The organism is Lachnoclostridium phytofermentans ISDg (assembly GCF_000018685.1).
GTDB classification, from domain to species: Bacteria; Bacillota; Clostridia; order Lachnospirales; family Lachnospiraceae; genus Lachnoclostridium; species Lachnoclostridium phytofermentans.
Genome location: NC_010001.1, coordinates 4793769 through 4805888, shown reverse-complemented (window position 1 = coordinate 4805888; position 12120 = coordinate 4793769). Strand labels below are relative to the sequence as shown.

Annotated in this window: 12 protein-coding genes; 7 read left to right on the top strand and 5 right to left on the bottom strand. The window is 35.4% G+C overall.

Annotated elements, in window-relative coordinates; all coding sequences use genetic code 11:
• Nucleotides 1-196 precede the first annotated feature (196 nt).
• On the top strand, nt 197-787 hold the full coding sequence (locus CPHY_RS20215; RefSeq protein WP_012201902.1) for a nucleoside recognition protein: 591 nt from the start codon (nt 197-199) through the stop codon (nt 785-787).
• 84 nt (nt 788-871) lie between these two features.
• A complete protein-coding gene (locus CPHY_RS20210) occupies nt 872-1396 on the top strand; it encodes a spore maturation protein (protein WP_012201901.1) in 525 nt (174 codons plus the stop codon).
• Nucleotides 1397-1399: 3 nt separating this feature from the next.
• On the opposite strand, the gene ptsP is transcribed toward CPHY_RS20210, so the two are convergent.
• The 4 genes from ptsP to CPHY_RS20190 all read right to left on the bottom strand — a co-directional run bounded on the left by ptsP (nt 1400) and on the right by CPHY_RS20190 (nt 5296).
• Complete coding sequence (ptsP, locus tag CPHY_RS20205) at nt 1400-3004, bottom strand: phosphoenolpyruvate--protein phosphotransferase (protein ID WP_012201900.1); 1605 nt, start codon at nt 3002-3004, stop codon at nt 1400-1402.
• Between the two features lie 338 nt (nt 3005-3342).
• Nucleotides 3343-3957, bottom strand: a complete 615-nt coding sequence (locus tag CPHY_RS20200; protein WP_012201899.1) for an ABC-2 transporter permease — start codon at nt 3955-3957, stop codon at nt 3343-3345.
• An 83-nt stretch (nt 3958-4040) separates the two neighbouring features.
• Nucleotides 4041-4919: an ABC transporter ATP-binding protein gene (locus tag CPHY_RS20195; RefSeq protein ID WP_012201898.1), complete on the bottom strand. Its 879-nt coding sequence runs from the start codon at nt 4917-4919 to the stop codon at nt 4041-4043.
• Between the two features lie 2 nt (nt 4920-4921).
• On the bottom strand, nt 4922-5296 hold the full coding sequence (locus CPHY_RS20190) for a GntR family transcriptional regulator (protein ID WP_012201897.1): 375 nt from the start codon (nt 5294-5296) through the stop codon (nt 4922-4924).
• A gap of 386 nt (nt 5297-5682) precedes the next feature.
• On the opposite strand from CPHY_RS20190, the gene CPHY_RS20185 reads away from it, so the two are divergent.
• The 5 genes from CPHY_RS20185 to CPHY_RS20165 all read left to right on the top strand — a co-directional run bounded on the left by CPHY_RS20185 (nt 5683) and on the right by CPHY_RS20165 (nt 9741).
• A complete protein-coding gene (locus CPHY_RS20185) occupies nt 5683-5970 on the top strand; it encodes a hypothetical protein (protein ID WP_012201896.1) in 288 nt (95 codons plus the stop codon).
• Nucleotides 5971-6076: 106 nt separating this feature from the next.
• On the top strand, nt 6077-6979 hold the full coding sequence (pfkB, locus tag CPHY_RS20180) for a 1-phosphofructokinase (RefSeq protein WP_012201895.1): 903 nt from the start codon (nt 6077-6079) through the stop codon (nt 6977-6979).
• Nucleotides 6980-7045: 66 nt separating this feature from the next.
• Nucleotides 7046-7834, top strand: coding sequence for a TatD family hydrolase (locus CPHY_RS20175; protein WP_012201894.1), 789 nt, complete (start codon nt 7046-7048; stop codon nt 7832-7834).
• 120 nt (nt 7835-7954) lie between these two features.
• Nucleotides 7955-8827 (top strand): 16S rRNA (adenine(1518)-N(6)/adenine(1519)-N(6))-dimethyltransferase RsmA, encoded by an 873-nt coding sequence (rsmA, locus tag CPHY_RS20170; protein WP_012201893.1) that lies wholly within the window; start codon nt 7955-7957, stop codon nt 8825-8827.
• A gap of 29 nt (nt 8828-8856) precedes the next feature.
• Nucleotides 8857-9741, top strand: coding sequence for a GNAT family N-acetyltransferase (locus CPHY_RS20165; RefSeq protein WP_012201892.1), 885 nt, complete (start codon nt 8857-8859; stop codon nt 9739-9741).
• Nucleotides 9742-10027: 286 nt separating this feature from the next.
• Here the strand turns inward: CPHY_RS20165 and CPHY_RS20160 are convergent, their stop codons facing one another.
• The gene (locus tag CPHY_RS20160; RefSeq protein ID WP_012201891.1) at nt 10028-11869 is read right to left on the bottom strand and encodes an ABC-F family ATP-binding cassette domain-containing protein; all 1842 of its coding nucleotides are present in this window, start codon (nt 11867-11869) and stop codon (nt 10028-10030) included.
• Nucleotides 11870-12120: the final 251 nt, after the last annotated feature.

Below are 12120 nucleotides of genomic sequence, written 5' to 3'. Positions count from 1 at the left end.
TTATATCGTCTAAAATTAAGATTATTTTATTGATAATTAATGGAAAGAGCATAAGTAATTTATCCTAGTTATCGTTTCAACAATTCCTACCACCGTTCCTTATAAAGGGAAAGAGTTATCGTATTGAGACCAAATAGTAGGAAGAATAGATTCATGTATAATCTCATATGATTAAAAAAACGAATGGTTTTGCACTATGATAAATTATCTATGGGCATTCATGATTATTATTGGAATTGTGTACGGTGCATTCACAGGGAAGATGTCTGCTATCAGTACAACAACCATATCTTCCGCAAAGGAGGCTGTAACCCTATGTATTGCAATGCTTGGGGTTATGTCTCTATGGATGGGCCTTATGGAGGTTGCTAGGGGTATTGGGCTTATGGATCAATTAACAAGGAGACTTCGGCCATTATTAAAAGTATTATTTCCAGACATACCGAAGGATCATATTGTAAATGAGTACATTGCATCTAATATGATTGCCAATATCTTGGGACTTGGATGGGCTGCCACACCAGTAGGTTTAAAGGCAATGAAAGAATTAGCTACTTTAAATAAAAATTCAAAGCTTGCAAGCTGTGATATGTGTACGTTTCTAATTATCAATATTTCTTCTCTTCAGCTGATTCCAGTTAATATTATAGCATACCGGAGTCAGTATGGTTCAATGAATCCTTCAGATATCTTAGGTGTTAGTATACTTGTTACTTTCTGTTCTACCCTTGTTGGTGTTGCTTTTTCTATTATAGCAAGAAAGCTATCTAAGAAACCAAAGTATTAAGGTTCGAGCCAACATACAAATCGGATTCTTATATTCTTAACATAATAGATTAACTACAAAAAGTAGAAAGGGAGGGTAATAACAATGAAGTTTGTAGTCTACCTATCGGATTATATTATACCACTACTTTTCTTTTATATCATCGGTATGGGAATTCTCATGAAAAGACCAGTTTACGATGACTTTATAAAAGGAGCGAAAGAAGGATTTCAAGTAGTGCTTGGAATTATGCCAACACTTATTGGGCTAATGGTTGCTATCGGAATCCTACGGGCTTCTGGAGTGTTGTTATTAATATCAAATGCTCTGGATGGAGTAACTTCCGTATTTCATTTCCCATCAGAAATTGTTCCTCTTGTAATTATTAAGATGTTCTCTTCCTCTGCTGCAACTAGTTTATTGCTTGATTTATTCAAAGAGTTCGGTCCAGATTCTTATATTGGTAGGTTAAGTAGTATTATTATGAGTTGTACAGAAACAATCTTCTACACAATGGCAGTGTATTATATGACTGCAGGAGTCAAGAAAACAAGATACACCTTAGCAGGGGCCTTAGTTGCTACTTTAGCAGGAGTTATCATTAGTACTTTATTTATGGGGTTAATGTAATTATCATGGGTGTTTGTGGATACAACGCTTGATAGGATTAAATCGGGTGATAGGAACACTAAATTCTTCAAAACCAAGAGTTAAGAGCGCGTTTATAGCGGATTCATTACCTGCGAGTTCACCGCAAATACTAACAGGAATATGATTCTCTTTTCCTGCCTTTAAAGTCATGGATAGTGCAGATTGTAACGCATCTGGTAATAGCCCATAGCGATTACCAACAAAAGGATTGGTTCTGTCAATTATAAAAAGATATTGTGTCAAATCATTGGTTCCGATGCTAAAAAAGTCACAATGCTTTGCAAGAACGTCAGCATCCAATACAGCTGCCGGAGTTTCTATCATAATTCCAATTGGTATTTTAGAGGAGACGGATACTCCCTCATGTATAAGTTCTTCTTTACACATTGCTAGCATTTGCTTCGCAAGAATGAGTTCATTTACATCTGTTATCATAGGAAAAAGGATTCTCAAATTCCCATGAACACTAGCTTTTAGTAAAGCACGTAGCTGTGGTTTCCATAGTTCTTCGCGGTCTAAGAAAACCCGAATTCCTCGGTAGCCTAAAAAAGGATTATTTTCTGCTGGAAGAGGGTAGTAAGGAAGAGGTTTATCTCCACCAATATCTAAGGTACGTATCGTTACTTCACCATCAGCAAGCAATAAAATGTCTTTATAAGCTTGATATTGTTCCTGCTCGGAAGGTAAGTTATTTCGATTTAAATAGAGAAATTCACTGCGGAACAAACCAATATGTTGGCATCCAATTTGACGTAATTTTGTTACTTCCTCTAAATTCATCGCATTTCCAGATAGCTTAATAGGCTTCCCCCTCAAGGTTATTACTGGTAGTGATGTGAGATTAGCATCCTCTTCTTTTAAAACAAGAAATTCTCTTAATTTAGTTTGATATTTTTCTTTTTGATTCGTAGTAGGATTTTGTATGATATCTGTTTCATAGGCATCTAAAATAAGCTCTTCTCCATTTGTAAATTGTGGGAGGAGCTCTTTTGCTGCTACAATTGCAGGGATTTCAAGACTTTTTGCTATCAAAGCAATATGACTATTACTGCTACCTTGCCCTAAGATGAGTCCTTTAATCAAATTCATGGGAATCGTTAATGTTTCTGAGGGTGATAAGTCCTCTGCGATTATAATAGATGGTCTGGTCAAATTTTCAAAGGGATTGAATAAGACTCCTTGTAAATGAGATAAAAGGAGATCTCTAACTTCAATAATATCGGTAGCACGCTCTTTTAGGTAAGCATCCTCCGATTGTTCTAAGAGAGCTAGATAATCCTGATAGATTTCATAGACTGCAAGCTCAGCATTGCTTCGTTTTTGTTCTATCGCAAGCTTTACTTGCATCAAGATGGAATCGTCACGAACAAGCTCTGCTTGGGCTGCAAGAATCGAGGTACTATCATGTAAGGTTAATAATTGATTCGATACTGCGTCTACCGCAGATAGATATCTTTGGTATTCAGAGGAAAGTTGATTCTCAAATAAAATATGTTTTGGTATGGTAAGGTATTTTTTTGTAACAACATATGCTTGTCCTATCGCTATTCCTTCGGAAGCGGATATACCACCGTGTAATTTATTCATAGTAACCTCCATTCTGGTAAATCATGTATCGTTTATATTGGCACATTCGTTATTTTTAGTAAAACGGTTGTTGCTTTAAATGATTTTTTATTTTATTTATTCTACCACAAATCTAATTGGAAGAAAAGGGAAAGAACTAGACAAGGGATTAGGTGTAGAAATCAGTGTAGGAGAGGCATAAAAGATAGCAATCGCAAGGGCTCTCTATAAAGAGGCTCCATTTGAAGAGGTAAATGATGTTAGAAAGTAAGTAAAAAGCGGATCAAAGGAGTATCCAAGGAGAGAAACCAGGGCTATCACTTTTGAATCCGCTTTTATATATATTACAATAATACTTTCTAATATTCTTTCTTTTCTACAATGGAGACGCTAACTAAGTTGGAAATGATTAGTACAGCAACGGCTAGTAGTGGGAGGAAGCGTAATAGTTTCAAAATAAAGTCTTCACTAGGTAGCGGAATATTTGCTTTACTAAGGATGACAATCAGTACGGTCGGAATACCAAAGAGTCCAAATATAATAAATCTGCTTTTCTCAACCCCAAACCTAAAGTTAAAAGGGAGAATAATGGAGATAAAAAGTACACCAATGGATAATGAACTAGTTATGGTAAAAAGACTTTCAGAGGTAAAACCCTTATCTATAAGTAGAATGAGGACAATGCACAGAATTCCGGTAATACCGATTGCGAGTATACTTAATAGATATTTACTATACACCAAATGCTTTCGTGTAACTGGCATCGTAATTGCGTATTTATTCCACTCAGAACGGTCATCATAACCTAAGGAAGTCATGGGGATAAAGATACTATAAAGCGTTACCATATAAGCAAACATACTATAATTGCCTGGTTGTGCAAAACTTAAAATTCCATAGAATGCAACAAAAAATATGATGATGATAAGTTGTTTTTTTAATGTAAGAAGGTCTTTTTTTATTAATCCTATCATATTAACCTCATTTCTGGCGCCCTAGCGCCTTTGTATAAAGATAGCTATTTCTTTGATGGCAGAAATCGTAGGTTTTAAATTACCTATCGTTTCCCTTTGATATAGAAAAGCATAATATCTTCAATCGTAGCTGGGTCTACGACATATTGATTATTCAATGCAAGTGAAGCACCTTGGTTCGTCTTATTGATCAAATGTTTTTTTACAAGAGCTTCAATACCAAATTGATTTTTACGGTATCCAACCACAGCTTCCTTTGTAATATGAGTGAAATCAGATTCAGAACATTTTAGGATTCCGTAAGTTTCCAGTAAATCATCTTTCGGTTCTGAAAATAAGATATGACCATCGTGTATCAGACAAATATAGTCACAAATTTTCTCCAAATCGCTGATGATGTGAGAAGAAATAAGTATGGAGTTTGTTTCATCTTGTATGAATTCTAAGAAGACATCAAGGATTTCATCTCGAACGACAGGGTCTAATCCGCTGGTAGCTTCATCGAGGATTAATAGTTTCGCATGATGAGATAGGGCACAAGCAATGGATAATTTCATTCGCATTCCTCTAGAGTAATCTTTAATGCTTTTGGTTTCGGGCAATCGAAACTTCTTTATATATTGATAGAAGATGGAAGAATCCCATTGTTTATAAATACCCTTCATTACTTGATTTACATCTTTAAGATTCAGAACTTCTGGGAAACAACAGTCATCGAAAACGACACCAATGCTTTCTTTTGTTTTGGCAGAAATCTTTAGATTATCTTCACCTAATACGGTAATACTTCCTTCGTCCCGTTTGATTATATCTAAAATTAATTTTATAGTTGTACTTTTTCCAGCACCATTTTCACCAACAAACCCCAAAATAGAGCCTGTTGGAAGTTTAATATTGATGTGGTCTAGGTTAAAATCAGAATATTTCTTCTCCACATTGTTTATTTCCAGCGCATATTTCATAGCTACTCTCCTTTATAAAGATAGGTTATTAAATCAATTATTTCTGGTAGAGAAACACCAGCAAGAGTAGCTGATTCTACTGCTTGTTGTAGATGTTCCTCCATACTTCGCAGATGTTCCTCTTTGATGAATTCAATATTTTTACCGGCAACAAAACTACCTTTACCGGTCATGGAGACTATAAAGCCTTCTCTTTCTAATTCTTCATACGCGCGCTTTGTAGTTATTACACTAATCCTTAATTCCTTGGCTAAAAGTCTCATCGAAGGAAGGGCGTCCCCTTCTTTTAATTCACCGGTGATGATGAGATTTTTTATCTGGGAAGTGATTTGATCATAGATTGGCTGACCACTTGAATTACTAATGTTTATGTTCATGCTTCCTCTCCTATTGTTTCCTTACCACATTATGAGTTTTGGAACGATACGTTTAAACACCGTTCATCAATTATCATGACATGATTTTAGTCACTATAATATATATAGTGTATATATTGATTATATACACTATTTATTAAATTACAAGGGGGAAAATAACAAAATTGAAAAATAATTGATTAATGATAGTAAAATTAACATAATAAGTTTTTTTGTTATAAGGAGAACTATGGAAGAAATCGTGATATAATATAACTTATCAGAAGTTTATTATAAACTTCTGATAAAAGGTGCGTTTTTTGCACCCTAAACCTGAAATATCGAAACATGATTTTATTTCGATAATAGAATTATTGAATATGATGTAAGGAGAAAATATTAACTTTATGAAACGGATAGAAGAGTTAACACTACTTATCAATCAAAAATTGGAGTTCTTAGATTCTGATAGTGCCTTAAAGGCGTCTTATCATGAGGAAACGAAAACAATATCTATTGGGGATGTTACCAATGGGAGAGTGCTTCATATTCCAATAGAGAATGGCCATTACTTAAGTTTTTCGATTCTCCATAAGTTTGAAATAAAACAACTACTAAGTCTTTTTATTGAGGAAGATCAAAAAAGAATAGAGCAAGCAATTGAGTTTCAGGAAACTTCATTTTTATTTTGCTAGGCTATGAAAAGGTAAGGTTTATTAGTAAGAAGAAATAAAGTTTTTTCACATTACATTGTACCTGCGATCTAAAGCTTGCAGGCTATGGAAAGGCAAGGTTATTACTATGATTTATACTGTGACATGGAATCCAGCACTTGATTACATACTTCATGTGGAAAATCTTACGAAAGGGAAAATTCAGCGAACCAATAAGGAAGAACTATACCCTGGCGGCAAAGGAATCAATGTATCCTTGGTTTTATCAGAGTTTGGAATTGATAATATAGCAATGGGCTTTTTGGCTGGATTTACCGGAAGAGAGATTGAGCGGTTGTTAAAGGATAAAGGATGCGAAACAAAGTTTATCTATACAAAGGAAGGAATGTCACGTATTAATGTTAAAATTCGTGATAACGAAGAAACAGATATTAATACAAGTGGACCTGTGATAGCAAAAGAAAATATCGATGGGATGATGAATACACTATCCAATCTTAAAGAAGACGATTTTTTAGTACTTGCAGGGAGTATTCCAGCGACATTAAGTAGTAATACTTATGAGATGATTTTAGAAAGTCTTGCTTTAAAGGGTGTGAAAACAGTAGTGGATGCAGAAGGGGAGCTGTTACGAAAGGTGTTACCGTATCATCCATTTTTAATAAAGCCAAATGAAGAAGAGCTAAAAGGGCTATTTTCAGTTAATATAACGAAGAGAGAAGAAGTTATTTATTACGCAGAAAAACTACAGGAACTTGGTGCAAGAAATGTCTTGGTGTCCCTTGGTGAAAAAGGGGCTATTTTTCTAACAGAAGAAAAAGAAACTTATCAAATGGAGGCAGTAAAGGGAGAGGTAAGAAATACAGTAGGTGCAGGGGATGCCATGTTGGCAGGATTTCTTGCTGGATATTTCAAAACAGGTGATTTTAGAAAAGCATTTGAGCTTTCTGTACAAACAGGAAGTGCAAGTGCATTTAGTGATTGGCTGCCAACCAAGGAGTTATATCCTCAAATATTCATGGACAAATAAAGAATAAGCCCTTATAATTATAGGAATTCTAATAGACAAAAACGTGTACAGGAAATGAGGTAAAAGATGATATTTGATACACATGCTCATTATGATGATGAAGCATTTGATTTAGATAGAGAAGAAATACTAAATAATTTAAAGAACGAAGGAATTGTAAACGTTGTTAATATTGGAGCAAACTTAGCAAGCTCTAAGTCTTCGATTGTACTTGCAAAGAAATTTGATTCTGTATATGCAGCTGTTGGTGTACATCCTGACCAAACAAAAGAGTTAAATGAGGATAATTTTAAAACTCTTTGTGAGATGGCTAAGAAAGAGAAAGTGGTTGCAATCGGTGAAATCGGTCTAGACTATTACTGGGATGCTACGGACAGAGAGATACAAAAATTCTGGTTTAAAAAGCAGCTAGACCTTGCAATCCAGGAAAACCTTCCAGTGATTATTCACAGCAGAGATGCAGCAGCAGATACACTTGAGATGATGAAGGAAGCAGTTTCCTATGCAAAAAGTCAAAATACTACCTTAACTGGGATTATACACTGTTATTCTTATGGAACTGAAATAGCGGAATACTATCTAAAGCAGGGATTTTATCTTGGTATTGGCGGAGTGGTAACTTTCAAGAATGGTAGAAAGCTAAAGGAAGTTGTGGAGATGGCTCCATTAACAAGTCTTGTATTAGAAACAGACTGCCCTTATCTGGCGCCGGTGCCTTATCGTGGGAAACGAAACTATTCCGGTTATCTATCACATGTGGTAGAGGAAATTGCACTCATTAAGAATGTAAGTGCCGAAGAGGTAATTAGGCAGACAACGGAAAATGCATATAAAGTATACCAGATGCAACAGTAGAACTTTCGGTAGAGCTATAGTAGTTGGGTGTTATTATACAGTAAAAAAGATTACAGTTAAGCTTGCTCTTATCATTTAAATGAATGTAAGCTATAAAGGCATAAGGAAAGAGGAAAATAAATGGCATATTTGGGAGATCCAAAACAGACAATTGAAGTGCTAAATAGATATCGTTTCATATTTCAAAAAAAGTTTGGACAGAACTTCTTAATTGATACTCATGTACTGGAAAAAATTATTCGTTCCGCTGAGATCACAAAGGATGACCTAGTACTTGAAATTGGACCAGGTATTGGTACAATGACACAGTATTTATGTGAAAATGCGAGAGAGGTTGTAGCAGTAGAGATCGACAAGAACCTGATACCAATATTAGAGCAGGATACACTATCTTCCTACGATAATGTTACAATTATAAATGAGGATATCTTAAAAGTAGATATTAATCAGATTGTAAAAGAGAAGAACGGTGGTAAGCCAATCAAGGTGGTTGCGAACCTACCTTACTATATAACAACCCCAATCATTATGGGGTTATTTGAAGCTCATGTTCCTATTGATAATATTACAGTTATGGTACAAAAGGAAGTTGCAGACCGTATGCAATCCGGTCCTGGAAGCAAGGATTATGGTGCTTTATCTTTAGCAGTACAGTATTATGCCGATCCATATATCGTTGCAAATGTACCGCCGAACTGTTTTATGCCACGACCTAATGTGGGTTCCGCTGTAATTCGATTAACCCTTCATCAGGATGCACCAGTTAAGGTGAAGAATGAGAACTTACTATTTAAATTAATTCGTGCTTCTTTTAACCAGAGAAGAAAAACGTTAGCAAATGGCCTGAATAATTCACCGGAAATTTCACTGCCAAAAGAAATGATTAGCGAGGCAATTGAAGAGCTCGGTGTAGTGGCTACGATTCGTGGAGAAGCACTTACTTTAGAGCAGTTTGCTAAACTAGCGGATATCATTGATGAAAAAATGAAATAGATGTGTTTACATTGGAATGGAGGATATCTGTGAAAGTAAAATTCTTATGTCGTTTACTTAATCGTCATAAGCAACAGATTAATAACCTGCTAACCTTAGACAGTGAAGATAGACTAAGAGAGGATATGGTAGCTGGCACACAGGTATATGAAGAATTTGGCCTGCCACCATTTGCCCTTCTTTATGAAGGGGAATTGGTAGTAGGTTTTTTTGCATTACTCTGTGTGGAAGAGGATAGTGACGGAGAACTTGTTGCTGAGGGAAGATTTTATATTAGAGGAAATGAGAAAAATTATGCTGAGTATCTAATACAAAGCATTAAGGAGGAATACGAAGAGTTAAAACATCTGTCGGTACTTAGTGATGAAGAGGCTCCTTTCCTATCTGGTTACCATCATTATGCGGAACACTTTATGCGTCTTTCTGGAGAAGGAAGCAATCAGATAAGTAATTTTAGTAATCATAAATTTTATGAAAGAAATGAAGAAAAGGATAGAACATCATTTCTGATTGATCCTATTGATAAAAATCGGGAAGAAGAGATACAGTTTTATCTTGATACATTAAAAGATATTTTTTCAATGAGCGATGAAGTTGCAACTGAACATCTAACGGAGTGTTTAGAGGATAGTGACTTTAAATTGTACGTTGTAAAAATAGATAAAAAAATCGTTGGTACGTGCGGTGCCTATATAGGTACCAAATCAGATACTATATTTGATATTGCGATAAGTAAAACCGAACAGGGCAAGGGCTATGGAAGATTGTTATTAGCTAAATTTCTTGACATGTTAAATAGCCCACTGAAAGATATTATCCTTCAGGTTAGTACAAAAAGTGAAGCGGCTTTTCATCTTTATGAAGAGTTCGGTTTTCAGATAGAGCAGAAACTATTGTTTTACGTGGTATGGTAAAGGTATTGCGGTGTGAAATAATGCAAATAACAGAGTTATATATTAGAGTCTTTACAGTAGGAGTAATCATTACCTTATCAAAGTATGGTGGTATCATTCGTATTGGTACGCTTTGCTAAGTAACTCATAATAAAAGAAAATCCAAGGAATAGCTCAGGCATACCTTGGATTTTTTTATTCATGACAAGGAAAAGTTCACAAAGAGTGCTTTTGTATATAATAAAACGGTTTACGGGCTCCTCTTAATGTATATTAGAAGGGTTCGTGAAGCGTTTTCCTTTAAGTTTTAACCCTTGTTGTTCTGTTCCTTAATTTTATCAGCTAAATCCTGAAGATAAAGATAACGTTCCATCTTTTCCTCTAACTGAAGCTCAACTTCCTCTTTTTCTTTCATGAGAGCATCTAACTTGCTGTACTCAGAGGCAGAAGTTGCAATGGCGTCATCAAGGTTAGATATCTTTTGTTCTAGTTCTTCAATTTCAGCTTCAATGGTGTCAAATTCTCGCTGTTCGTTATAGCTAAATTTTATCTTCTTTTCTGTAGTTCGTGATGATTTCTGGTTTGTACTGTCCACAGAAGAGTTGGATGAGTTACTGTTATTGTTGATAGAGCTCTCATTTTCTCTTTGTGATTGTGGATAACGTTCTTTCAGTGCATCCTTATAATCAGAGTGATTGCCTTCATACTGACGAATTTCACCGTTTTCTTCAAAAGCAAAGATACGCGTTGCAATCTTATCAAGGAAATAACGGTCATGGGATACTGTGATTACAATACCTTGAAAGCTAGAAAGATAATCTTCTAAAATTGTTAAAGTTTTAATGTCTAAGTCGTTGGTTGGCTCATCTAAAATAAGAATATTTGGAGCATCCATTAATATCTTTAACAGGTATAGACGACGTTTTTCACCACCACTTAACTTAGAAATCAACTGATGTTGCATCGAACCAGTAAAAAGGAATTTTTCACACATCTGGGATGCTGTAATGGTTCCATCCGTGGTTTGAATAAAGTCTGCAGTTGCACGGATGTAATCTAGTACCTTTTGATTTTCATCCATATATTCATTTTCCTGAGAGAAATATCCGAGTTTTACGGTCGTTCCCATAATCACGGAACCACTGTCAGGTTCTATAGTCTGTGTTAGGATTCGAAGTAGTGTGGATTTTCCACAACCATTTGGTCCAACAATTCCAATATAATCTCCTGGTAAAAAGATATAGGAAAAATCTTTGATTAGAGTTTGGTCTTCATATGCTTTACAGATGTTTTCTAGTTCTATCGTTTTCTTTCCTAAACGAGAGGAAATGGAAGACATCTCTACGGACTGATCTACTTCAATTTTATTACGGTCACGAAGTTCTTCAAAACGTGAAATATGAGCTTTTTGTTTGGTAGAGCGGGCCCTTGCACCACGCATCATCCATTCAAGCTCTACACGGTAAAGGCTCTTATTCTTTCTCTCTGTAGCAAGCTCCACTTCCTCGCGCTCAGCCTTTAACTCTAAGAATTTTGAGTAATTCGCTGTGTAGGAAAATAGTTTACTTTTATCTAATTCCACAATTCGATTGGTAACATGGTCAAGGAAATAACGGTCATGAGTTATCATAATAAAAGCTCCACGAAACTTTTTTAAGAATTCTTCAAGCCACTCTGTCATGGCGCTATCTAAATGATTTGTAGGCTCATCTAGTACTAAGATGTCTGCCTCGGTTAACAAAGTACGAACAAGTGCAATACGTTTCTTCTGACCACCAGAAAGATAGGTAGTCCTTTGGTCACAGTCTTCGATACCAAGCTTTAACAGCATAGCCTTTGCTTCTCCAGCAAGGTTTCGATATTCTTCTTTGGCTGTCTTTCCTTCAATCACGTTTTCAAGAATTGTGAGTGATTCATCGAACTGGGGAGCTTGAGGTAGATATTCAATTCTTACTTGCTTACCTTTGGTTATAGTACCTTCATCTGGTTCTTCTATTCCAGCAATTAATTTTAAAAGAGTTGATTTTCCGGTACCGTTAATACCAATTACACCAATTCTATCATTTTCATTAATTCCCAGACTTACCTTATCAAACAGCATACGTTCGGTATAACTTTTGCTGATATTTTCCATGGTTAATAAATTCATTGAATACTCCGTTCTAGCACGTTTTGTGCGAATGCCAGGTTTATATAATGCTAAGAATTACATAGATTCTTTATAACTAGACACATTTTACACTATATGTATTATAAACGCAATGGTAGGGGGAGTTAGTGATACTTGTTTTAGATTAGTATATTTTTTGTCATACAGCAATGGTTTATCACATATATTAGGATAAGACGGGCTCATCATAATTATTCTGGATGAAAGGGCAAGAACGGCAGTGGAAAGAA